Below are 24,282 nucleotides of genomic sequence, written 5' to 3'. Positions count from 1 at the left end.
CGAGGGGTCCCGGGGGCGCGCACGGCCGTCACCGGCCGTGCGCGCCCTTTCGCGTGTTCCGGGTTCCTCCGCATGGCGCACGATCGAAGTGACTACTCCGTGTTATTCCGTATAGACGTAATGTCATTTCTGTGCTCGTACGCGGAGGAGACCATGGCCGTAGCAACGGCGGTGTCTGCGGTGGGGCTGGTGGCCCTGCTCGCCCTGCCCGGCGCCCACCACGCACCCGACGGGCCGGGAGGCGGCGGAGGGGAGGTCGTGCCCGGCGCGGACAGCCTGCACGTGGCCCTGGAGTCCCGCTCCGAAGCGCAGCGGCTGGGCCCGGGCGACCGGATCCACTACACGGTCGACGTGCGCAACGACGGTGACGAGGCGGTGTCCGGGGCCGAGATCGTGCAGTTCCTCCCCCCGACCGTGCGCTACGTCTCGGGGACGTCCGGGGCCGAGCCGGGGGAGGGGCGGGTGACCTGGTCGCGGTCCCTGGAGCCCGGGGAACGCGCGAGCATGCGGTTCACCGGCGAGATCACCGGGGTCCGCGGCGGGGGAGAGCACCCGGTCGCCACGGTCTGCGCGCGCCCTGAGCCGGGAGCGGTGCTGGTCTCCTGTGACGCGGCCGTGCACCGCGTCCACGGGGCGGTGCCGCCGGTGTGGGTGGTCACGGGGCTGGCCTTCGCGGCCTCGGTGGCGCTGTGCGCCGGCGGCCTGGCGCGCCACCGCAACGCCCGGGACCTTCGGGAGGGGGAGCCCGAGGCGCGGACGGCGCCCGTCCGCGCGAACGCCGTCGGAGCGGAGGAGGCCGCCGTGGGCGCGGCCCGGGAACCCGCCGGGGCCGGACCCGCCGCGGCGGCGGAGGGGACCGCCGACCGGCCGCGGACCGTGCTGGAGACGCTGATCGTCCACAGGGCGGCGCCCGACCCCGTACCCGACACCGCGCGCGGCGCTCAGATACCCGGCCCGGACGCGGGGGAGGGCGAACCGCGCGGGGAGCACGGGACCGCACGCGTGCCCGACACCGGGGCGCGGCCCGAGACCGGTCCCCGGTCCGAGCCGGAGCCCGTGCCCGCCGAGACCGCGCACGCGCCCGCGGAGGAGCCCGAACCGGTCGCCGGGCCGCGCGGCTGACCCGGGGCCGCACAGACGGACGGACCGCGCCCCGGGGCGCGGCCCGTCCGGCGGGCTCAGCTCAGCTCGTCGAGGGCCTTCTCCGCCTCGGCCAGCCACGAGCGGCGGGCCTCCAGCGCGTCCTCGTACTCCCTGACCCGGCGCTCGTCGCCCCTGTCCCTGGCCTTGCCCAGCTTGGCCTCCAGGTCGGCGATCGCCGCCGCCAGCTGCGCGGCCGTGTCCCTGGCGCGGGCCCGCGCCTCGGGGTTGCTGCGCTCCCACTCGGCGTCCTCGGCCCGGCGCACGCCGTCCTCGATCTGGCGGAAGGCGCCCTCCAACTGGTCGCGCACGTCGCGCGGCAGCTCACCGGCCTCCTCCCAGGCGTCCTGGAAGTCGCGCAGCCGCGCACGCGCCCGGCGCGGGTCGGAGATCTTCGGGATCTCCGCCTGGGCCTCGGCCAGGATCCGCTCCTTGGCCTCGGCGTTGACCCGCAGTTCGGCGTCGCGCTCGGCGAAGGTCGCGTTGCGCGCGTCGAAGAAGGTGTCCTGCGCGGCCTTGAAGCGCGTCCACAGCTTGTCCTCGCTCGCCCGGTCCGCCCGGCCGCTGCGCTTCCAGCGCTGCATCAGGTCGCGGTAGGCGCGGGCCGTGGCACCCCAGTCGGTGGAGCCCGACAGCGCCTCGGCCTCCACCACGATGCGCTCCTTCTCCACGCGCACCGACTCCCGCTCCTGGTCCAGGCTGGCGAAGTAGGCCTTGCGCCGCTTGGAGAAGGAGTTGCGCGCCGCCGACATGCGCTTCCACAGCGCCTGCTCGGTGGGCCGGTCGGCCCGCGGGGCCTTCTTCCACTCCTCGATGAGCTGGAGCATCCGCTCGCCGCCGGACTTCCAGTGCGTCGTCTCCACCGCGACCCGCTCGGCCTCGGCGACGATGCGCTCCTTGACCTCCCGGGCCTGGCCGCGCGCCTGCTCCTGGGCCTGCTTCTGCTCGACCTTGCGCTCCTCGGCGCGGCCCGCCAGCGCGTCCAGGCGCCCCATCAGCGACTCCAGGTCGCCGACCGCGTTGGCCTCCCGGACCGCGTCGCGCAGCTTGTCGATGTTCGACATCGCGGCGGAGGCGGACAGGTCGGTGTTGCGGAGCCGGTTCTCCAGCAGCTCCACCTCGGTGACCAGGGAGTCGTACTTGCGCCGGAAGAAGGTCAGAGCCTCCTCCGGCGCCCCCGCCTGCCACGATCCGACGACCCGCTCGCCTTCGCTCGTGCGCACGTAGACCGTGCCTTCGTCGTCTACGCGGCCCCAAGGGTCCGTGGTCACCGTGTCCTCCTGCTGTCATGAACCCGGCCGTGGGGCGGGTTCGGGTCGTCGCGTCGCACTCCTCGCCGGTTCGCGATGGGAACCACCGTGCTGAGCACGATATCCCCGCGATCCGGTGGGAGGCGCCGCGCCGTGAATTCACGTCTGCGCAGATCACGCGGGTCCGCGCGTCCTCGGGTATGGGGCCGGGCCGCCCTCCCGCCCAGCGCTGGCGCAGGTCGGGGCCCCGGCGTGCACCAAGGACGGTGACCAATATGGCATTACCACGCGGTTTGGCAAAGAGGCCAGCCGCGCGCGGTGATCGAATGGTGATCAAACGCGTACCCGGGCACGACGACCGGGTCGCCGCCCCCGCCCCGCCTCGATAGGCTGCACCCGGGGGACGCTGCGTCCGGACCGGGACCCGCCGCCCCGCGACCGCGCACCCGACCGAGGACAGGACGACATCCGCCGTGCTCATCGCCGCACTTCCCACCGGGCCCCTCGCCGCGAACTGCTACGTGCTCGCACCGGCCCCGGGCGGCGACTGCGTCATCGTCGACCCAGGCCAGGAGGCCACCGAGCAGGTCGACAAGGTCCTGGCCGAGCACGGGCTGGCCCCCGTCGCGGTGCTGCTCACCCACGGCCACTTCGACCACGTGTGGTCGGCCGCCGACCTGTGCGCGCGCCACGGCGTCCCCGTCCACCTGCACGCCGCGGACCGCGGTCTGCTCACCGAGCCCGCCGCGGGGGTGGACCCCGGCTTCGCCGCGCAGCTGTCCGCCCTGCTGGGCCCGGGCCCCCACACCGAGCCCGAGCACCTGGTCGAGGTCGGCGGCGGCGACACCCTCACCCTGGCCGGACTGGAGTTCGGGGTCGAGCACACCCCCGGCCACACCCCCGGATCGGTCGTGTACACGGTGACCACCGAGGACGGCGTCCCCGTGATGTTCGCCGGGGACCTGGTCTTCGCCGGCTCCATCGGCCGCACCGACTTCCCCGGCGGCGACCACGCCGCCATGCTGCGCAGCCTCGCCAGCGCCGTGCTGGGCCGTCCCGACACCACCCAGATCCTGCCCGGCCACGGCCCGGCCACCACCGTCGAGCGCGAGCGCGCCACCAACCCCTACCTGCGCGACATCACCGGCTGACCCCGTGTCCAGGCCGCCCTCTCCGTCCCGCTGGAACGACGTATGACCACCCCACACCACCGAGGCGCCCGCCGCCCGAGCGCGCCCGCGCGGCCGCACGGCGGACGAGATACCCGCACCGGCGCCGCCTGAGGGCGGTCGGCCGGTGGCTTCGCACGCCCTTCCCCCGGCCCTCCCCCCACCGGGTGCCGAAGGCCGTGTGCGCAGGATCTGGCCCGCACCCGAGCGCAGGTCGGGCACACTTGACACGAACAGAGACGCTGAAGGAGTAGTCCGTTGATACGCACGCATGAGGCAGGTGCGTTGCGCGCCGAGCACGCAGGCGCGACCGTCGTCCTCGCCGGATGGGTGGCACGCCGCCGCGACCACGGCGGGGTGGTCTTCCTCGACCTGCGCGAGGCCTCCGGGGTGGTCCAGGTCGTCGTCCGCGAGGACGACCTCGCCCACGACCTGCGCGCCGAGTACTGCATCAAGGTCACCGGCTCGGTCCGGGTCCGCCCCGAGGGCAACGAGAACCCCGAGATCCCCACCGGCGCCGTCGAGGTCGTCGCCGACGAGATCGAGGTGCTCAGCGAGGCCGCGCCGCTGCCCTTCCAGCTCGACAGCGCCGCCGACGTGGCCGAGGAGACCCGGCTGCGCTACCGCTACCTGGACATCCGCCGCCAGGAGATGGCCGACAACCTGCGCCTGCGCTCCAAGGCGACCTACGTCGCCCACGAGGTCATGCGCGACCTGGGTTTCACCTACGTTGAGACCCCCTACATGACCCGCTCCACGCCCGAGGGCGCCCGCGACTTCCTCGTCCCGGTCCGCCTCCAGCCGGGCCACTGGTACGCGCTGCCGCAGTCCCCGCAGCTGTTCAAGCAGCTGCTCATGGTCGGCGGCATGGAGCGCTACTACCAGCTCACCCGCTGCTTCCGCGACGAGGACCTGCGCGCGGACCGCCAGCCGGAGTTCACCCAGATCGACCTGGAGATGAGCTTCGTCGACGAGGAGGACCTCTTCGCCGTCGGCGAGAAGCTGTTCACCCGCCTGCTGCGCGAGGTGCGCGGGGTCGAGCTGCCCGCGAGCTTCCCGCGCATGCGCTACGCCGAGGCCATGGACCGCTTCGGCTCCGACAAGCCCGACCTGCGCTTCGGCCAGGAGCTGGTCGAGGTCACCGCCTACTTCGCCGACACCCCCTTCCGGGTCTTCAAGGCCCCCTACGTGGGTGCCGTGGTCATGCCGGGCGGCGCCTCCCAGACCCGCAAGGAGCTGGACGCCTGGCAGGAGTGGGCGCGCTCGCGCGGCGCGAAGGGCCTGGCCTACGTGCTCGTCCAGGAGGACGGCTCCCTGGGCGGCCCGGTGGCCAAGAACCTCTCCGAGGCCGAGCGCGGGGGCCTGGCCGCCCAGGTCGGCGCCGCGCCGGGTGACGCGGTGTTCTTCGCCGCGGGCGCCCGGACCGCGAGCCAGGAGCTGCTGGGCGCGGCCCGTCTGGAGATCGGCAGGCGCTGCGACCTGATCGACACCTCCCGGTGGGAGATCCTGTGGATCACCGACATGCCCCTGTTCGAGGAGGCCGACGAGGAGGGCTCCTGGAAGCCGGTGCACCACCCCTTCACCGCCCCGGCGGTGCAGGACGAGGCCGACTTCCAGGACCACCCGGGCAGCACCGACTCCCGGGCCTTCGACCTGGTGCTCAACGGCTACGAGCTGGTCTCGGGCTCCATTCGTATCCACCGGGCCGAGATGCAGCAGCGGATCTTCGACGTCATCGGCCTGAGCAAGGCCGAGGCGGAGTCGAAGTTCGGGTTCCTGCTGGAGGCGTTCAAGTTCGGCCCGCCGCCGCACGGCGGCCTGGCCGTGGGCTGGGACCGCATCGTCATGCTGCTGGCCGGCCAGCCGACCATCCGCGAGGTCATCGCCTTCCCCAAGACCGCCTCGGGCGGCGACCCGCTGACGGGCGCGCCCACGCCGATCACCGCTGAGCAGCGGTCCGAGGCCGGGGTGGACGCCGACCCCGAGGCCGAGGAGCGGGAGAAGCGCAAGTAGGGGGCCGCCGGTCCCGTCGGGGGCGGTGCGCGCACGGCGCGCGCCGCCCCCGACCCGTGTACCGGGGGAGGTGCCGCGAACCGCGGGCCCGCCCTCCGGCCGCCCCGGGACCGAAGAATTTCGCGGCCCCCGCCAGGTGCCCGAATTCATCCCATTTTGAACCTGTCCCATTCGGTCACTCGGCGAAAACGGTCGGTTATCGGGCGTCATGGAGGGGTGCCCGCGTGGCCGGACACGGACTCGGTGCCCCGGTACGGATGCGCGGACAGCCGTCATCCCCTACCGTTGAGGGCGAATCACCCCTTCCGAGCCGCGATGAGAACGTGTTGTGGAGTGGACACGGACCTCACGGGGACACCCCCGATCACGGGCGGAAGTGGTGGCGGAGTGCATTCTGCGCTGTTGAGTCACACGGGCGTAACGATTTCCATCCTGTGGTCGCTCGCGTGCGACCCCGGGTGCGGAATCGGCCGCCCTCCCGTCGCGCCGATGGAGTACGCGGGTCCGCGTCCAGCCAGGTCACACGGACGCCGGACGACGCGTGCGTCGGCCCTGCCCCCGTTCCGGCACCAGATCCGGCCCAGCCCCGGACACTAGAATGAGCCGGTCGGAACGTTTCAAGGGTGACCGCGCCTGCGCGCGGGTGTGACGTCCGAGACGACATGAGGATGAGTCATACGTGAACGGAAAACGCGCTTCAGGCGATGGTTCCGAGAGCGCTCTCGCGGAGGCGTTCTCCCACGCCCCCGAGCCCATGGCGCTCGCCCTGGCCGACGGCGCGATCGTGCACGCCAACCTGGCCTTCACCGAACTCTTCGGCCGCGACGCCTCCGATCTCGCCGGAGGCGCCTGGTTCGACCTCCTCGACGGTGACGACGCCCAGCGCGGCGCCCGCGCCCACGACGAGGCCCTCGCCGGGCACTGGGGACGCCGGTCCCGCCTGCGCCTGAACATCGCCGACAAGGCCGCCCACCTGGTGGAGGTCGAGCTGCGCCCCCTGCCCGGGGACGGGCCGGAGGGCGCCCGCGCGGTCGTCCTGCTGCACGTGCTCTCCACCGAGGAGGCCGACCTGCGCGTGATCGGCGAGCTGCGCACCGACAACTCCGACTCCGTGCTGTGGAGCCTGGACCCGGTCAGCGGACGCCTGCGCGAGATGTTCGGCCCCACCCCGCTCGGCGCGCTGCTGGCCGGGAACGACCGCGAACTCGAACGCATCCTGGAGCGCGTCCACCCCGACGACATCGCCCGCGTGCGCGACGCCATCTCCGCCTCCTTCGCCGGACGCGACTACGAGCAGCGCTTCCGCGTCTTCGACCGCCTCGGCGACGAGCGCTCCCTGCACGTGCGCGCCCGCTACGTGCCCGGCGACCCCGACCGCCTCGTGGGCATCGTCGACGACGTCACCGAGCACGTCCAGCTCGTGCGCCGCCTCGCCGACCGCCGCCGCACCGAGGCCGAGCACGGCCGCCTGGTCACCGAGCTGTCCTCCAAACTCGTCTCGGCCACCACCGTCGACAAGGTCATGGACCTGCTCAGCGAGGAGTTCCTGCCCATCTTCGGCGGAGTACAGGCCGTCGCCCTCTACGTCGAGAACGGGCTGCTGCGCAGCTCGCCCAGCGCCCACGCCAAGAGCGCCACCAGCAACATCGACCGCATAGACGGCCGCCGCGCCGACGACACCGACTTCCCCATGGGCGCGGTCATCCAGGACCGCCAGCCCCGCTTCTTCGAGAGCCGCGCCGAGATCATCAGCCGCTTCCCCGCCGCCGTGGAACTCATGCGCCAGGTGCGCGGCCAGGCCTGGGCCACCGTGCCCATCTTCGGCGACGGCAAGGTCGCCCTGGGCGTGTGGCAGATGGTCTGGGACCGCCCCCACCACGCCAGCCGCGACGAGCGGGCCCTCATGCTCACCTTCGCCGGGCTCGCCGGGCAGGCCCTCCAGCGCATCAAGGCGCAGCAGGCCGAACTGGAACTGGCCGACGCGGTCCAGCGCCGCATGCTGCCCCGCCAGGTGGCCAGCTTCCCCGACATGGACATCGCCACCAAGTACCTGCCCTCCCGCGCCGACTGGCGCATCTGCGGCGACTTCTACGACGTCATCGAACTCCCCGAGAACAAGGTCGGCCTCCTGGTCGGCGACGTCCAGGGGCACGGCGTCGAGGCGGCGGCCGCCATGGGCCAGATCCGGGTGGCCTTCCGCGCCTACGCCACCAACCAGTCCGACCCCGGCGTCGTCCTGGGCGAGACCAACCGCCTGCTCGCCGAGACCGGCGAGATCGTCTTCGCCACCTGCGGCTACCTCGTCGTGGACCGCGAGAGCGGCGTCATGCAGGCGGCCTGGGCCGGACAGCCGCCGGTCGTCCTGGCCACCCGCGACGGCTACGAGCTCTGGGAGCCCGAGACCGGCCCGCCGCTGGGCGTGCTCCCCGACCCCGAGTACACCGTCACCACCCGCATGCTCCCGCCCGGCACCGCCCTGCTGCTGTGCTCCGACGGACTCGTGGAGAGCTCCGAGGTGCCCATGGGGCAGGGGCTGGCCAGGGTCGGCGCGGCGCTCTCCGAGCACCACGAGAACCCCGAGGCCGCCGCGCACGTCATCGCCGAGATGGCCCCGGCCGGGCGCGGCGACGACATCGCCCTGCTCATCACCCGCATGATCCCCTCCGCCGAGCCCGCGCGGAACCGCGCCGCCGTGGCGACGACGACCTGACCGGTGCCCTCGGCGGCCTACCCTGGACAGGTGTCCGACACGCTCTTCGACGACGCCGGTGCGGAGGCCGCCAGGGGCCAGGAACCGCTCGCCGTGCGCATGCGCCCCCGCACCCTCGACGAGGTCGTGGGCCAGCGCCACCTGCTCGGGGAGGGCAGCCCGCTGCGCCGCCTGGTCGAGGACGACGCGCCCATGTCCGTGTTCCTGTGGGGCCCGCCCGGCACCGGCAAGACCACCCTGGCCACCGTGGTCAGCCGTGTCACCAAGCGCCGCTTCGTGGAGCTGTCCGCCGTCAACGCCGGGGTCAAGGACGTGCGCGCCGTCATCGACGACGCCCGGCGCCGCATGGGCATGCACGGCACCCGCACCCTGCTCTTCGTGGACGAGGTCCACCGCTTCAACAAGACCCAGCAGGACGCGCTGCTGCCCGCGGTGGAGAACCGCTGGGTCAGCTTCATCGGCGCCACCACCGAGAACCCCTTCTTCTCCGTGGTCAGCCCCCTGCTGTCGCGTTCGCTCCTGCTGTCCCTGGAGTCGCTGGAGGACGCCGACGTCCGCGCCCTGGTGGACCGGGCGCTGGCCGACGAGCGCGGGCTCGACGGGCGCTACACGCTCTCCGACGAGGGCGCGGACCACCTCGTGCGCCTCGCGGGCGGCGACGGCCGCCGCTCCCTGACCTACCTGGAGGCCGCCGCGCTCGTCGCGGGCGCCCCCGGCGCGGAGCCGGTCACCATCACGGCCGAACACGTCGAACGCGCCGTGGACCGGCACGCCGTGCGCTACGACCGCTCCGGCGACCAGCACTACGACGTCGTCAGCGCCTTCATCAAGAGCATGCGCGGCTCCGACCCCGACGCCGCCCTGCACTACCTCGCCCGCATGATCGAGGCGGGTGAGGACCCCCGCTTCATCGCCCGCCGCGTGGTCGTGCACGCCAGCGAGGACGTCGGCATGGCCGACCCCACCGCCCTGCAGACCGCCGTGGCCGCCGCCCAGGCCGTGGAGCTCATCGGCATGCCCGAGGCCCGCATCAACCTCGCCCAGGCCGTCATCCACATCAGCCTGGCCCCCAAGTCCAACGCGGTCGTCTCCGCCATCGACGCCGCCGCGGCCGACGTGCGCGCTGGCCTGGCCGGACCCGTCCCCGCCCACCTGCGCGACGGCCACTACCGGGGCGCCGCCGAACTCGGCCACGGCAAGGGCTACCGCTACGCCCACGACTTCCCCGGCGGCGTCGCCCCCCAGCGGCACGCCCCCGACGGGCTCGCCGACCGCGAGTACTACCGGCCCACCCAGCACGGCGCCGAACGGCGCTTCGGCGAGGTCCTCCAGCGCATCAAGGAGGTCCTGCGGGGCGGCGGCCAGCGCGGCTGAACGCCGGGGGAGCGCCCCGCGGTACCGGCGCGCGTGCGGCGGACGCGCCCGGCCGCCGCACGCCCCCGGGAGGGGACACCGGGGAACGGGCGCCCGCGCCGCGGAGGTCAGTCGGTGAACAGCTCCGTCACCCGCACGATCTCGCGGGGCCCCTCGCCCCCCTCCCCGGCGGGTTCGGCGAAGGTCACCTCCACGATGACCACCGGGCCCCACGACAGGTAGTCGACGAAGTCGCTCCCGGTCAGCTCCCAGGTGCCGCGGCCCTCCTCGTCGATGAACACGTGCTCGGGCGCGGCGCAGAACTTGGCGCAGAGCACCTCGGCGTCGGGGGCGACGACGGCCTCGCCCGGCTCCCCGGCCACGTCCCACTGCTCGGCCCAGGCCGCGTGGCTGGGGACGCCCCGGCCGCGGACCGGCTCGTCCTCGCGGTCGACGGGGGTGTAGACCCACGGCCCCGTCTCGGGGGACTCCTGCTCGGCGGGGTCGAACCGCACCACCAGGGTCAGCGGGTCCTCCTCGGCGACGGGGCTCGGCGACGCGGCCCCCTCACCGGCGGGGCCCGCGACCAGGGCGTCACCCTGCTCGGGGGCGAGCAGTCGCGAGACGCCCCACACGCCGCCGCCGACCAGCGCCAGCGCGAGCACCGCGCTCGCGGCCAGGAACACGGCCCGTGCGGGGCGCCGGTTGGACATGCGCCCCTCCAGCCGGATCACCTCGGGCACCCGCGCGGGGGGCTCCACGGCGTGCCACTCGCGCTCCAGGATGCGCGCCAGCTCGTCGCGGTCCGGTGCGGCGGACGCGCCTCCGACGGGGGAGGCCCCGCCGCCCCCCGCGGCGTTCTGCGCCTGCCACACCGCGATGACCGCGCCGATCACCTCGCGCAGGCTGGGGCGGCCGTCCGGGTCGGGGTCCAGGGAGCGCCCGACCACCGGCTGCAGCCCCTTGGCCAGACCGGTCAGGTCGAAGGAGCCCCGCGCGGCGCGCTCGGCGATCTCCTCGGGCTCCCCGGGGCCGAAGGGCAGGCGCCCGGTCCCGGCGAAGGCGACCACGGCGCCCCAGGCGAACACGTCGGCGGCGGGCGTGGCCGCCCCGCCGCGGAAGCGCTCGGGGCTCAGCCAGGTCGCCCCCGACCCGCGCATGCGCTCGGGGGAGGCCACGACCGCGCACTCCATGATGTGCGGGCCGTGCGACTCCAGCAGGATCTCGCTGGGGCGCAGCGACCCGTGCGCCACGCCGCGCGCGTGCAGCGCGGACAGCCCCTCGGCCAGGCCGGTGGCCAGCGCGATGAGCTTGCCGGTGCCCAGCCCGCCGCGCTTGGTGACGAAGTGGGACAGCCGCTCGCCCGCCATGTAGGGCATGGACAGCCACGGGGGGTTGGCGTCGCTGTCGAAGGCCAGGGGGACGACCACGCGCGCGGAGTCGACGTTGGACAGGGCCCGCAGCCGCCGCTCCAGCGCGGGGTAGGCGTCAGCGGACTCCAGTTCGGCGGATGTGAGGACCTTCACTGCCACCAGGCGGTCGCCCGCGCTCGCGGAGGCGGTGTCCACGGCCGCGTAGACGGTGCCGCTGCCCCCCTGCCCCAGCCGTCCGAGGACGAGGTAGGGACCGATCCGCGATGGGTCGTCCGGATAGAGGGGGGCCAGGTCCGGCGGTACCAGTACGGAGATCTCTCGGGGAGAACGAGGGCTCATGAGCGTCCTGTCGATGCTTCTGGGGCCGAGGGGCGGCTGAGTGTCCGCACATCGTAGTCAGCTTTTCGGAAGGACCGGGCTTGCGGCCGATTGTCCCCCAGGACGGGCGCGGCGTCGATCCCCGTGGCCCGGAGCGGCCGTCCCGCAGGGGGTTCGGACGCGCCGTGGCGCCCTCACCCACCCGGAGGCGGGACGCGATAGGGTCGGCCGAAACCGGCCCGTCCCGCGCGGACCAAAGGGGAGGATCCGCCGAGCCAGGGAACGCCCGTCCGCGGCGCCCGGCCCGGCGCGGTCGCCGGCGTCCCCCGGCCCCCGGTCCCGGCGCGTGCCCGAGGGGCCGCCGCACACCCTCGAAGTCACCCTCTATCTGCCCACGGAGCCCGCATGCTTACCGGAGGAGAGGTCGCCGCGCTCGTCGCCGCGGTGGTCTGGGCGGTGCTGGCCACGTTCATGTGCGTGGCGCTCGTCAAGCTCATCAAGCTCATCAACGAGGCGACCAAGGTCGTGTCGGAACTGGGGGACCGCACCCCGCCCCTGCTGGACGACGTCGCGTCCACGGTGGAGCGCACCAACACCTCGCTGGAACGGGTCGAGGAGATCACCGCCAACGTGCAGGCCAGTTCCGAGGACGTCTCCACGATGACCGCGCTGACCCGCTCGGTGCTCACCGGGCCGCTGGTGAAGGTGGCCTCACTGTCCTACGGGGTGCGCCGCGTCCTCGGCCAGCGCAGGGCCCTGGCGGTCGTGCGCACCCGCAGGAGGAAGGCGAACCGGTGATCGGCAGACTGTTCTACCTCGCCGCGGGGGCCGCCATCGGCGGCTACGCGGTCCACCGCGTCCACCGCGCCCGGCGCTCCCTCACCCCGGGCGGTATCGCCGAACGGGTGGAGGGCCAGGTCAGCGAGTACCGGGGCGCCCTGCGTGAACTCAACGAGGACCTCGCCGACGCCGTGCGCGAGCAGGAGGAGGAACTCCTGCGCCGGTACGCCCCGCGGAAGGGGCGCCGGTCCCTGCCCGGGGCCGACGAACGCGGGCTGCCCGGTTCCGGCTAGCCCGCCCCCGCGCGGCCGCCGCCGCTCCGCGAGCGCCTGTGGACGACGGGGCCCGGCGGTGGTCGGCGGCGATAGCCTGGGAACAACCGGACCGCCGCCGTTGTCCTGATCAGGACGGCCCCGGCGGCCACCCGCAAACCACGCGCGCCGGTAGCGCGGTTCCCTCTACGATGGGCGCCTACCGACACGCGTGACCACGGTCCCGGCAGGGACAGCCACGTCGCCCAGGGCGGCGGAGCCGAGCAGCAGGAGGGCATCAATGGAGACGGCAGAGATCGCGCGCCGCTTCCTCAGTTTCTTCGAGAAGAACGGACACACCGTCGTGCCCTCGGCAAGCCTCATCGCCGAGGACCCCACGCTGCTGCTGGTGCCCGCAGGCATGGTTCCGTTCAAGCCCTACTTCCTGGGTCAGCGCACGCCCCCCCACGACACCGCCACCAGCGTGCAGAAGTGCATCCGCACCAAGGACATCGAGGAGGTCGGCAAGACCTCCCGGCACGCCACGTTCTTCCAGATGCTGGGCAACTTCTCCTTCGGCGACTACTTCAAGGAGCGGGCGATCCCGCTGGCCTGGGAGCTGGTCACCACGCCCGTGGAGGAGGGCGGCTTCGGCATCGACCCCGAGAAGCTGTGGGTCACCGTCTACCTCGACGACGACGAGGCCGAGGCGATCTGGCGCGACAAGGTGGGCGTGCGGCCCGAGCGCATCCAGCGCATGGGCAAGGAGGAGAACTACTGGGACATGGGCGTGCCCGGTCCCTGCGGCCCCTGCTCCGAGATCTTCTACGACCGCGGTCCCGAGTACGGCGTCGACGGCGGCCCCGAGGCCGACGAGGACCGCTACATCGAGATCTGGAACCTCGTCTTCATGCAGTACGAGCGGGGTGAGGGCAGCGGCAAGGAGTACCCCATCCTCGGGGAGCTGCCCAAGAAGAACATCGACACCGGCCTGGGCCTGGAGCGCCTCGCGGCGGTCCTGCAGGGCGTCGACAACATCTACGAGACCGACATCATCGGCCGCGTCCTGCACCGCGCCGCCGAGCTCACCGGCACCCGCTACGGCGACGGCCAGGAGCAGGACGTCATGCTCCGCGTGGTCGCCGACCACGTGCGCAGCGCCGTCATGCTCGTCGGCGACGGCGTGCGGCCCGGCAACGAGAAGGCCGGGTACGTCCTGCGCCGCATCCTGCGCCGCTCCATCCGCAACCTGCGCCTGCTCTCGGGCACCGACACCGCCTTCCTGCACGAGCTGACCGAGGTCAGCATCGACGCGATGAAGGACATCTACCCCGACCTGCTGGACCGGGCCGACGTCATCCACGGTGTGATCGACAACGAGGAGCGCAACTTCGCCGAGACCCTGCGCGCGGGCACCGCGCTGTTCGGCCGCGCCGCCGAGCGCACGCGCGCCGGGGGCGGCAGCGTCTTCTCCGGGTCGGACGCCTTCCAGCTCCACGACACCTACGGCTTCCCCATCGACCTCACCCTGGAGATGGCGGCCGAGCAGGGCCTGTCCGTGGACGAGTCCTCCTTCCGTGAGCTCATGCAGCGCCAGAAGGACACCGCCAAGGCCGACGCCAGGTCCAAGAAGCTCGGCAACGCCGACATCTCCCTGTACGCGCGGATGCTGGAGGGCGCGGGGGAGACCGACTTCCTCGGCTACACCGAGTCCGAGAGCGAGTCGCGCGTCAGGGGCATCGTCGTGGACGGCGTCTCGGCGCCCGCGGCCCGCGCGGGGGACAAGGTCGAGATCGTCCTGGACAGCACCCCGTTCTACGCCGAGAGCGGCGGCCAGCTCGCCGACACCGGCACGCTGACCGTGGACGGCCGCGGCGTGGTGGACGTGGAGGACGTGCAGAAGCCGCTGCCCGGCCTGTTCGTGCACCGCGGCACCGTCCGCTCCGGGGAGGTGGTCCTGGACGACACCGTGCACGCGGGCATCGACACCGGCCGCCGCCACGCCATCGAGCGCTCGCACTCGGCGACCCACCTCATCCACTCGGCGCTGCGCAACGCGCTGGGCCCGTCCGCCGGCCAGGCCGGTTCGGAGAACCGCCCCGGCCAGCTGCGTTTCGACTTCACCGCCGACAGCGGGCTGGGAGGCGAGCGCCTGGCCGAGGTCGAGGAGGAGGTCAACACCGTCCTGGCGGGCGACATCCCGGTCCAGACCGAGGAGAAGAGCCTGGACGAGGCGCTGAAGATGGGCGCCATGGCCATGTTCGGCGAGAAGTACGGCGACCGCGTACGCGTCGTGGAGATGAGCGACTACTCCGTCGAGCTGTGCGGCGGAACCCACGTGCCCTCCACCGCGAGGCTGGGCATCGTCAAGCTGCTCGGAGAGTCCTCCATCGGCTCGGGCGTGCGCCGCGTGGAGGCGGCGGTGGGCGTGGACGCCTTCCGGCGCCTGTCCAAGGAGTCGACCCTGGTCGGGCAGCTGTCCGAGCAGCTCAAGACCCCGCGCGAGGAACTGCCCGAGCGCATCGACTCCATGGTCTCCCGGCTGCGCGCCGCCGAGCGGGAGATCGAGAAGCTGCGCGCCGCCCAGGTGCTCCAGGCGGCCGGTTCGATCGCCGAGGGCGCCCGCCGCCACGGCGCCGCGCTGGTCGTGGCCGCCCCGGCGCCGGAGGGCGCCGGCGGCGACGACCTGCGCAAGCTGGTGCTGGACGTGCGCGACCGCCTCGGCGAGGACGAGCCCGCGGTCGTGGCGATGACGGCCGTGCCCAAGGACCGCCCGGTCGTGGTGATCGCGACCAACAAGGCCGCGCAGAAGGCCGGGATCAAGGCGGGCGAGCTGGTGGGCATCGCGGCCCGCGCGCTCGGCGGCGGTGGCGGCGGCAAGCCCGATATCGCCCAGGGCGGCGGAAGCGACGCCGGCAAGGTGGACGAGGCCCTGCGCGCCGTCGAGGAGCGCGTCGCCAGGGGGTAGACCGACGGTTTCGACGGGCGTGCGCGGCACCTGTGCCGCGCACGCCCGACGCGTGTGCGCGGGTGTGACGAGGACCACCGGGCCCGGCCGTTTCCCCGGGCGCGCCGGTCGAACCCCCCATGGACACGAAATGAATATGTAACATAACCAAGCGTGACCATGTGGAGGGTTCCACGGCGCTCGGGCACGCTGGTCCCCACAGGGCCCGAACCCGCCGCCACCTGCGGGGGAACCGCCCCGGGCCCGGTTTCCGGGCACCGCGGCGGCGTTCGCCCGCGCAGCGGCGGCTCCCGGGTGTTTTACACTCTGACGGAGCGCGTCCGACCCGGACCCCGCCGGAACCGCCCCGTACGAGGCGGCCGACGCGGCCCGCGGCCCCGCACGGCGCCCAACACCGTTGAGGCTGCGTGCTGTCATCGAATCGGGCATACTGTGGCGCGTCACAGCCGATCACACGGCTGTCTGTGCGGAGATTCCCGCGATCCAGCTGACGAACAGGACCACCGTGTTGAGGATTTCCCAGCCGCGGTGCCGTGTCCGCAACGGCACGGCCCGCCCGAGCACCGCTTCCGGTTCCGGGAAGAGGTCCTCGTGAGACACGGTGTGCGCCTGGCCGTCGACCCCGGCAACGCACGCATCGGAGTCGCCGCGAGCGACCCCAGCGGCATGCTCGCCAGCCCGGTCGAGACCGTCCGGAGGGGAAAGGGCGACACGCAGCGCATCGCCCTGCTGGTCCTGGAAAGGCAGGCACGGGAGGTCGTGGTGGGCTACCCCGCCTCGCTGTCGGGGGAGGAGGGCCCGGCGGCCCGCTCCGCGAGGGAGTTCGCGCGCACGCTCGCCGCTCTCCTGCACCCCGTCCCCGTCCGTCTGGTCGACGAACGCCTCACCACGGTGACCGCCCAGAGCCAGCTGCTCTCCGGCGCCTCCTTCGCCGCCAAGGGAGCCAGGGGCGGGCGGGCCCGCAGGTCGGTCATCGACCAGGCCGCCGCCACCGTGCTCCTCCAGAGCGCCTTGGACCAGGAACGGTCAACAGGCCATCCCCCGGGCGAGATCGTCCGCTCCAGCCAGGGAGAATGATGAACGACAGGGATGACTACCCCGACACTCCCTATCGTGGGCGAGCCGACCGCGAGCGCGGTTACGACCACGACCCGCTCAGCGGCCCCCCGCCCGCGCAGCCGTCCTCGCGCGGCCGCAGGGCGCGCCCCGAACCGGCGGACTGGAACGAGGACTCCGGCACGGGTGAGTTCCGCCCGTCCCGGAACGCGTCCCGCGGCGGTGGGTACGACCCGCTGAGCCCCGAAGGACAGCCCTCCGGGCGCCGCCACCGCGCCGAGCCGCCCGCGGAAGGCCCTGCCGGCCCCTCCGGTCCCTCGGGCCCCTCGGGCCCCGCCCGGCGCGGCGGCGCGGCCGACGCCCTGCGCGGCGGACGCGCCGCTCGCTCCAGCGCCCCCCGCCGTCAGGCCGAGGAGGCACCCCGGCCCCAGGAACCCGCGCCGCCCCGCTCCCAGGGCCCCGGGCGCTCCCGTGGGACCGGTCCGGCGGGCGACCCGACCCAGGACGCCCTGGCCGCCCTGGCCAACCTGGGCGAGGCCGCCGCACCCGCCCGGCCCGCGCAGGGCCCGGCCGCGCCCTCCGAGGAGGAGCCGCCCCGTCGCGGCCGCCGCGCCCGTCCCGAACCCGAGCCCGAACCCCAGCCCGAGGAGCCCCGCCGCGGCGGCGGGCGCCGCAGGCGTGGCGCCCCGGCCGACGAGGCCCCCGCCGCGGCTCCGCCCCCCGAGGAGGAGCCCCGCGGCCGTCGCGCGCGCCGCAGGCGCGGCCGACGCGACGACGAGCCCACGGGCGGCTTCCTGGACGACGCCCCCGAGGACAGCGGCGTCTTCGACTCCGGGACCTTCCCCGGCGTCAGCGGCTCCGCCGACACCGGCGCGTTCGCCGCGGTCGACGAGGAGCCCCGCGGCCGTCGCAGCCGCCGCGCGCGCGCCGACCGCGACGCGTGGGACGAGCGTTCCGACGCCCCCGCCGACAGCGGCGCCTTCCCCGGCACCGACGCCTTCGCCGCGTCCCCGGAGCCCGACTCCGGCGCGTTCGAGGCCCAGGACTTCGATGAGGAGCCGCAGGAGGACCCCGAGCCGCGTTCGCGCCGCTCCCGCCGCAGGCAGGCGGAGGAGGACCGGGGAGGCCGCCGCCGCGGCGGGCGCCGCAGGCGCGGCGCCCCCGTGGAGGAGGAGGCCCCGCAGGAGGACGAGGCGCCCGAGGAGGAGCCCGCCGAGTCCTTCGCCGAGGAGGCCCCCGAGGAGGAGCCCGCACCCCGTCCCCGCCGCTCCCGCCGCGCGTCCGCGGCCGACGACGGCGGTCGGCGCGGAGGCCGCCGCAGGCGCGGCCGCCGCGAGGAGCCGGAGGAGGAGCCCGAGGAGGAGGACGAGTACGAGGAGCCCAACCTCGCCGACATCGCCGAGGCCTACGGGGGCGGCCGCAGCAGCCGCAAGAAGGCCAAGGAGCTCAAGAGGGCCCGCGCCAACGCGGGCAAGGGCGGCAAGAAGCGCCGCCGCAGGAGCCGGGCCCTGACGATCGTGCTCGCCCTGGTCCTGCTCCTGGTCGTGGCGGGCGGCGGCTACGCCGTCATCCGCACCTACGTCCTGCCCGCCGACTTCGACGGCCAGGGCAGCGGCGAGACCGTGTTCGTCATCGAGCAGGGCGACGCGGGCTCGGTCGTGGGCGAGAACCTCGCCGACGCCGGGATCGTGGCCAGCTCCCGGGCGTTCCTCAACGCGCTGGACGCCGTCCCCGAGGAGGAGCTCGGCTCCGGGCTGGCCCCCGGCACCTACTCCCTGGCCCAGGGCATGAGCGGCGAGGCCGCCGTGGCCGCCCTGCTCGACCCGGCCAGCCGTGTCGGCGGGCGCGTCACCATCCCCGAGGGTCTGCGCACCGACGGCATCTTCGAGAGGATCTCCGAGGCCACCGACCTGAGCGTGGAGGAACTGGACGCTGCCTACGCCCAGACGGACGAACTCGGCCTGCCCGACTACGCCACCGAGGGGCCCGAGGGCTACCTGTTCCCGTCCACCTACCGGTTCGACCCGGGCTCCGACGCGCTCTCGGTGCTCAAGACGATGGTCACCCAGCACAACCAGGTCGCCGAGGATATCGGCCTGGAGGACAAGGCCGAGGCGCTGGGCTACGACGCCAACGAGATCATGGCGATCGCGGCCATCGTCCAGGCCGAGACCGGCACCAAGGAGGACATGCCCCTCATCTCCGCGGTCGTGCACAACCGCCTGGAGGAGGGCATGCAGCTCCAGATGGACAGCACGTGCTTCTACGTCCTGGGCGAGGAGGGCACCTTCCTCAACGACGAGCAGCGCGCCTCCTGCGAGGCCGACCCGCGCGGCTACAGCACCTACGGCATGACCGGGCTGCCCGCCGGACCGTTCGTGGCCCCCGGGGTGGACGCCATCGAGGCGGCCCTGGCACCGGCCGACGAGGACTACCTCTACTTCGCGCTCGTCGACCCCGAGAACGGTCACACCGGCTTCTCCACCACCCTGGAGGAGCACAACCAGATGGTGGCCGAGAACCAGGCCGAATGGTAGGGAGACGCTGACATGGGACCGGTGCGCGCCGCCGTCCTGGGCTCGCCGGTGGCCCACTCGCTCTCACCGGTGCTGCACACCGCCGCCTACGCGGCGATGGGCCTGGACGAGTGGTCCTACGGTCTGCACGAGTGCGGTGAGGAGGAGCTCGCGCCCTTCCTCGCCGGGCTCGGCGGGGAGTGGGCCGGGCTGTCCCTGACCATGCCGCTCAAGCGCCGCGCCCTGGAACTGGCCGACACGGTCTCCGACCTGGCCCTCCAGGCGGGCGGCGCCAACACCCTGGTCCGCCGCGGGCGGGAGTGGCACGCCCACAACACCGACGTCGCCGGGATCACCGCGGCCCTGGCCGAGGCCGGGGCCGACGCCCCCCGCAGCGCGGTCGTCCTGGGCGCCGGGGCCACGGCGGCCTCCGCCCTCGTCGCGCTGCGCCTGCTCGGCCTGACCGCGCCGGTCACCGTGCTGGCCCGCGATCCGGCCAGGGCCGGGCAGGTGGCCGCCGCGGCCCGCCGCACGGGCCACCCGCTGGAGGTGGCCCCGCTCGCCGAGGTGCACGAGCACCTGGACGTGGACCTGGTGGTGTCCTCCCTGCCCTCGGGCGCGGCCGACCTCCACGCCGACCTGCTCGCCGCCTCGCGCGCCGACCTGTTCGACGTCGTCTACTCGCCCTGGCCCACCCGCGCCGCGGCGGCCGTCGCCGCGCGCGGCGGCCGTGTGGTCGGCGGCTTCCCCATGCTCCTGCACCAGGCCGTCGAGCAGGTCCGCCTGATGACCGGTGCGGGCGACGTGCCCGTGGAGGCCATGCGCGCGGCCGGTGAGGCCGAGCTGGCCCGCCGCTCCGTCTCCGCCTGAGCCCTGTCGGGGAGGGCACCCGCCCGGGTGGGACGAACCGGCGTCGGGCACTGGTACGATGAGGTATCGACTTGGTCCGGTGTGTCCCACACCGGAGCCGCAAGCGGAGATGATCCTCCCACCTGCCGGGTACCGCCCGCGCAGGTTCCGGCCCGGCGATCGATCGCGCCGCGTTATGTCGACCGAGCACCCGTGTCCGGGGTGCCCGGTCAGCGCGCGACCTCGCTGGGAATATCCGGTCGGATCACCCCGCTTGCACACGCTGGCGGGGTTTTCGCTGTATGCGGACCCCGACGCGACCGGCGGCCCGACGGACGAGGGCGGCCCGGTCCACACGGCCGTCCACCACCAGGCGGGCGACCGGTCCCAGGTAATCGACATAGCTAGGGAGGGGTCTCATCAGCGCAGAGCCCCGCATCAATGACCGCATCCGGGTGCCCGAGGTCCGTCTCGTCGGACCCAACGGCGAGCAGGTCGGCATCGTCTCCGTGCAGGACGCCCTGCGTCTGGCCCAGGAGTCCGACCTCGACCTCGTCGAGGTCGCACCGACCGCGCGCCCGCCGGTCGCCAAGCTGATGGACTACGGCAAGTTCAAGTACGAGTCCGCGGTCAAGGCCCGTGAGTCGCGCAAGAACCAGTCGAACACGATCATCAAGGAGATCAAGCTCCGCCCGAAGATCGACCCGCACGACTACGAGACCAAGAAGGGTCACGTTGTGCGGTTCCTCAAGAGCGGTGACAAGGTCAAGGTGACGATCATGTTCCGCGGCCGTGAGCAGTCCCGGCCCGAGCTGGGCCGCCGACTGCTGGCGCGCCTGGCCGAGGACGTCCAGGACCTCGGCACCGTGGAGTCGCAGCCCAAGCAGGACGGTCGCAACATGGTCATGGTGATCGGCCCGCACAAGCGGCGGTCCGAGCACAAGGCCGAGGCCCGCGCGGCGGCGGGGGACAAGACCCGCCGCGAGCAGAGCACGGACGCCTAGCGACGCGAAGTCCTCCACCGCCCGGTCGCCGGTTGGGACCGGGTGGTGAGAAGGGCTGCGCGCGCACGGCCCGGATGCGGCGCCCCGACGCGCGGTGTCCCCGCCACAGCAGCGGAAGAACCGTGTCATCCGTCCCGTCAGGGCGGGTGGCACTCCGACGGAGTAGGAGACGACGGCGACATGCCGAAGAACAAGACCCACAGTGGGGCCAAGGACCGCTTCAAGGTCACCGGCTCCGGCAAGATCATGCGCCGCCGTGCCAACAAGAACCACATCCTTGAGCACAAGACCTCCAAGCGCAAGCGCAAGCTGGGCAACGAGGCCGTGCTCTCCCCCGCGGACGCCAAGAACATGCGCAAGCTGCTCGGCAAGTAGTCCCGGGCCCCTCACCTCCGCGGAAGCGCCCGCCCTCCGGCCACGGCCGGTGCGGTGACGGCCCCGGGGAGGGAACCACCGAAGCAACACGGCCGCCGGGTTCGACGCAGCCGGGCCGGTCGGCGCGCCGCGCGCGCCGGAAGAGACAACTAGGGAGTTCCAGTGGCACGCGTGAAGCGGGCTCTCAACGCCAAGAAGAAGCGCAAGGTCGTCCTCGACCGGGCCAGCGGCTACCGCGGGCAGCGCTCGCGCCTGTACCGCAAGGCCAAGGAGCAGATGCTCCACTCGATGACCTACTCCTACCGGGACCGCAAGGACCGCAAGGGGCAGTTCCGTCGCCTGTGGATCCAGCGCATCAACGCCGCCGCCCGCGCCCAGGGTCTGACCTACAACCGCTTCATGCAGGGTCTGAAGCTGGCCGGCATCGAGGTCGACCGCCGTATGCTCGCCGAGCTGGCGGTCAACGACGAGGCCGCCTTCGCCAGCCTGGTGGAGACGGCCAAGAAGGCCCTCCCCACCGAGGCCGCGGCCTAGGCGAGCGGTGATGGCGAGCCACGAGTTCACGAGCATCCGCTCACCCAGGATCAAGGGGGTTCGGCGGCTCGCCAAGCGCACCTTCCGCCAACGCGAGCGGCGCTTCCTCGCCGAGGGCCCGCAGGCTGTGCGCGAGGCCCTGGCCGCCGCGGTCGACGGTGCCCGGGGGCGGTCCCCCCACGGAGGGGCCGCCCCCGGCGTGGTCGAGGTCTACGCCACCGCGGAGGCCATGCAGCGCCACATCGACCTGGTGGACGCCGCCCGCGCGGTGGACGTGCCCACCCACAGGGTCAGCCTGGACGTGATGTCGGAGCTGGCCCAGACGGTCACCCCGCAGGGGGTCATCGCCGTCTGCGAGTTCGTCGACGTCCCGCTGGAGCGGGTCGGCGACGTCCGCCTCGCGGCCGTGCTCTCCCACGTCCGCGACCCGGGCAACGCCGGCACGGTGCTGCGCACCGCCGACGCGGCCGGCGCCGACGTCGTCATCTTCACCGACGCCTCCGTTGACCCCTACAACGGCAAGTGCGTGCGGGCCTCCGCCGGAAGCCTGTTCCACCTGCCCGTGGTCGTGGGCGTCCCCGTGGCGCGCGCCGTCGACTTCCTGCGCGGCGTGGGCGCGCGGGTGTGGGCCGCGGACGGCAGCGGCCGGCGCGACCTGCACGCCGTCGCCGACAGCGGCGACCTGGACGGCCCGGTCGGCTGGGTGTTCGGCAACGAGGCCTGGGGACTGCCCGAGGAGACCGTCGCCCTTACCGACGGCGCGGTCAGCGTCCCGATCTACGGCGGGGCCGAAAGCCTGAATCTGGCCACGGCCGCCGCGGTCTGCCTCTACACCACCGCGCGGCAGCAGCGGCGTTCCTGAGCCGGAGCGGACGGGTTCGGATCGGCCCAGCTCACGACACCGGCGGTTACCTTGCGTGACGGAGCGGCTGCGTTCGCGCCGCCCCCGCGGGCGGGTCCCGCCGTCGGCGCCCGTGCGGATTCCGGGTACCGCGTTCGTCCGAAGTGCACGTGCACCGGCACCGCGTGCCTATAGGGTCGGGGCCTGGGGATCGCGGAGGGTCCATGCGCGTCGCGCGTAGGGCCCGACCGGCCTACCCGTGTCGCGGGTGCGACGCCGTGTCCTTCCTGTCCCACCCGGCAGGCTTGACGACATGGTGTGAGCACGCGCCGCGCGCCGGGGCCCGTGATCCCCGTTCCCGGGAGGCGGGTCGTCCGAAGGGGGCTTGTACGCTCGTCTGTCGTCGGGCGCCCGTTCCCGGGCCGCGAGGCGTACCAGGTGGAAGTGCAGGGTAGACAACCTGCGGTGGTGTCCACGGGTGTTGCGGACACGACCGGTCAGCGGTCCTCGGCCCAGGAGCCTGTGGTCGTGGACCTTCAAGGGGAGCGGGGAGAGGCGTGGGCAGCGGCCGGCAGGTGGACCACCCGGCGGAGGACTCGGGCAGCGGGACCGCTCACTCTCCGGACGACCCCGGGCACGGAGCCGGACCGGTCGCGGACGTCCCCGCCGAGAACGCTCCCGGACCCCGTACGGGCGACCGCGTCCCCGCGGCCCTGTGGGAGGTCGACGGCGGCTCGCCCGCCGGACCGGGCGGCACCCCGCTGCACGCCGACGACCTGCCCGACGGCGTCGTGGTGGCCGACTCCCGCGGACGCGTCGTACTCTTCAACACCCAGGCCGCCCATGTCCTGGGCATCCCCGCCGAGTCCGCCCTGGACCGCGACTACCGCGCCGTCCTGCCCTTCGTGGGCATCGACGGCAACGACTGGTGGCAGGCCAGCGACCCCTACGGCGGCGCGCGCGACCGCGTCCGCCAGGCCGAGCGCGCCCTCCTGCTGCCCGACGACCGCGAGGTGCTCGTCGCCGCGCGCTACGTGCGCGCCCGCCCCGGGGGAGAGCTCGTCCGCCTGGTCGTCACCCTCCGGGACGCCTCCGCGCACGCCGAGCGCTCCCGCGCCGACCTGGTCTCCGAGGTCGCCCACGAGCTGCGCTCGCCCCTGACCAGCGTCAAGGGCTTCACCTCCACCCTGCTCGCCAAGTGGGAACGGCTCACCGACAAGCAGAAGCTGTTCATGCTGGAGACGGTCAACGCCGACGCCGACCGCGTCACCCGCCTCATCCACGACCTGCTCGACGTCTCCCGCATAGAGTCGGGCCGGTTGGAGGTGCGCCGCCAGGTGGTGGACCTGCCCGACGCCGTGCGCCGGGTCGTGGCCGGCCGCGTCGCCTCCGGGGAACCGGAGGAGCGCTTCCGGGTCGAGACCCGCGGGGAGCTGCCGCGCATGTGGCTCGACGCCGACAAGATCGAGCAGATCCTGTCCAACCTCGTGGAAAACGGGGTGCGGCACGGCGCTGGTACTGTCAGTGTGGTGATCGAGCCCTGCGAGGGAGGAACAGCGGTGTCGGTGCGCGACGAGGGCCAGGGCATAGCGCCCGAGACCATTCCGCGCGTCTTCCGCCAGTTCTGGCGCAGCAAGCGCCGGGGCGGGACCGGCCTCGGACTGTTCATCGTCAAGGGCCTCGTCGAGGCCCACGGCGGCACGATCACCGTCGGACGCGCCCCCAGCGGCGGCGCGGAGTTCCGATTTACCATGCCCGCCGGGGCACCCGAGTTCGTCTGAG

General features: G+C 73.7%; 18 protein-coding genes. 16 read left to right on the top strand and 2 right to left on the bottom strand.

Features of this window, described 5'->3' with window-relative positions; all coding sequences use genetic code 11:
- The first annotated feature begins 153 nt into the window (after positions 1-153).
- Positions 154-1,122, top strand: a complete 969-nt coding sequence (locus ACSTA4_RS20495; protein ID WP_444960660.1) for a hypothetical protein — start codon at positions 154-156, stop codon at positions 1,120-1,122.
- Positions 1,123-1,178: 56 nt separating this feature from the next.
- On the opposite strand, the gene ACSTA4_RS20490 is transcribed toward ACSTA4_RS20495, so the two are convergent.
- Positions 1,179-2,411 carry a DUF349 domain-containing protein gene (locus tag ACSTA4_RS20490; protein WP_444960659.1) on the bottom strand — a complete coding sequence of 411 codons (1,233 nt, stop codon included), beginning with the start codon at positions 2,409-2,411 and terminating at the stop codon, positions 1,179-1,181.
- Positions 2,412-2,863: 452 nt separating this feature from the next.
- On the opposite strand from ACSTA4_RS20490, the gene ACSTA4_RS20485 reads away from it, so the two are divergent.
- The 4 genes from ACSTA4_RS20485 to ACSTA4_RS20470 all read left to right on the top strand — a co-directional run bounded on the left by ACSTA4_RS20485 (position 2,864) and on the right by ACSTA4_RS20470 (position 9,656).
- Positions 2,864-3,541 (top strand): MBL fold metallo-hydrolase, encoded by a 678-nt coding sequence (locus ACSTA4_RS20485; protein ID WP_274974070.1) that lies wholly within the window; start codon positions 2,864-2,866, stop codon positions 3,539-3,541.
- Positions 3,542-3,817: 276 nt separating this feature from the next.
- Positions 3,818-5,572, top strand: a complete 1,755-nt coding sequence (gene aspS / locus ACSTA4_RS20480) for an aspartate--tRNA ligase (protein ID WP_444960658.1) — start codon at positions 3,818-3,820, stop codon at positions 5,570-5,572.
- A gap of 679 nt (positions 5,573-6,251) precedes the next feature.
- Complete coding sequence (locus ACSTA4_RS20475) at positions 6,252-8,282, top strand: SpoIIE family protein phosphatase (protein WP_444960657.1); 2,031 nt, start codon at positions 6,252-6,254, stop codon at positions 8,280-8,282.
- A gap of 30 nt (positions 8,283-8,312) precedes the next feature.
- Positions 8,313-9,656: a replication-associated recombination protein A gene (locus tag ACSTA4_RS20470; protein WP_019610761.1), complete on the top strand. Its 1,344-nt coding sequence runs from the start codon at positions 8,313-8,315 to the stop codon at positions 9,654-9,656.
- Between the two features lie 107 nt (positions 9,657-9,763).
- On the opposite strand, the gene ACSTA4_RS20465 is transcribed toward ACSTA4_RS20470, so the two are convergent.
- On the bottom strand, positions 9,764-11,347 hold the full coding sequence (locus ACSTA4_RS20465) for a serine/threonine-protein kinase (RefSeq protein WP_444960656.1): 1,584 nt from the start codon (positions 11,345-11,347) through the stop codon (positions 9,764-9,766).
- Between the two features lie 384 nt (positions 11,348-11,731).
- Here ACSTA4_RS20465 and ACSTA4_RS20460 point away from each other — a divergent pair, with 384 nt between their 5' ends.
- From ACSTA4_RS20460 to ACSTA4_RS20410, 11 genes are all read left to right on the top strand, one after another.
- A complete protein-coding gene (locus ACSTA4_RS20460) occupies positions 11,732-12,124 on the top strand; it encodes a DUF948 domain-containing protein (RefSeq protein WP_097635573.1) in 393 nt (130 codons plus the stop codon).
- On the top strand, positions 12,121-12,399 hold the full coding sequence (locus ACSTA4_RS20455; protein WP_444960655.1) for a hypothetical protein: 279 nt from the start codon (positions 12,121-12,123) through the stop codon (positions 12,397-12,399). The genes ACSTA4_RS20460 and ACSTA4_RS20455 overlap by 4 nt, the downstream gene beginning before the upstream one ends.
- Positions 12,400-12,658: 259 nt before the next feature.
- Entirely contained in the window at positions 12,659-15,325 is a 2,667-nt protein-coding gene (gene alaS, locus ACSTA4_RS20450; protein ID WP_444960654.1) for an alanine--tRNA ligase, read from the top strand.
- Positions 15,326-15,916: 591 nt separating this feature from the next.
- A complete protein-coding gene (ruvX, locus tag ACSTA4_RS20445; RefSeq protein WP_047869664.1) occupies positions 15,917-16,402 on the top strand; it encodes a Holliday junction resolvase RuvX in 486 nt (161 codons plus the stop codon).
- Positions 16,402-18,918, top strand: a complete 2,517-nt coding sequence (gene mltG, locus ACSTA4_RS20440) for an endolytic transglycosylase MltG (RefSeq protein WP_444960653.1) — start codon at positions 16,402-16,404, stop codon at positions 18,916-18,918. Before ruvX ends, mltG begins: the two co-directional genes overlap by 1 nt.
- Before the next feature lie 12 nt (positions 18,919-18,930).
- Entirely contained in the window at positions 18,931-19,767 is an 837-nt protein-coding gene (locus tag ACSTA4_RS20435) for a shikimate dehydrogenase (RefSeq protein ID WP_248771308.1), read from the top strand.
- Positions 19,768-20,165: 398 nt separating this feature from the next.
- A complete protein-coding gene (gene infC / locus ACSTA4_RS20430) occupies positions 20,166-20,750 on the top strand; it encodes a translation initiation factor IF-3 (RefSeq protein WP_081461740.1) in 585 nt (194 codons plus the stop codon).
- Positions 20,751-20,930: 180 nt separating this feature from the next.
- A complete protein-coding gene (gene rpmI / locus ACSTA4_RS20425; RefSeq protein WP_013154086.1) occupies positions 20,931-21,125 on the top strand; it encodes a 50S ribosomal protein L35 in 195 nt (64 codons plus the stop codon).
- Positions 21,126-21,287: 162 nt separating this feature from the next.
- Complete coding sequence (gene rplT, locus ACSTA4_RS20420) at positions 21,288-21,659, top strand: 50S ribosomal protein L20 (RefSeq protein WP_444960652.1); 372 nt, start codon at positions 21,288-21,290, stop codon at positions 21,657-21,659.
- A 10-nt stretch (positions 21,660-21,669) separates the two neighbouring features.
- Positions 21,670-22,521: a TrmH family RNA methyltransferase gene (locus ACSTA4_RS20415; RefSeq protein WP_444960651.1), complete on the top strand. Its 852-nt coding sequence runs from the start codon at positions 21,670-21,672 to the stop codon at positions 22,519-22,521.
- 536 nt (positions 22,522-23,057) lie between these two features.
- Positions 23,058-24,281, top strand: a complete 1,224-nt coding sequence (locus tag ACSTA4_RS20410; protein WP_444960650.1) for a sensor histidine kinase — start codon at positions 23,058-23,060, stop codon at positions 24,279-24,281.
- The last annotated feature ends 1 nt before the right edge of the window (position 24,282 follow it).

Source organism: Nocardiopsis sp. M1B1 (assembly GCF_052466615.1).
The sequence above is the reverse complement of the archived record's forward strand: the minus strand, read 5'-3'. Positions and strand labels throughout refer to the sequence as shown.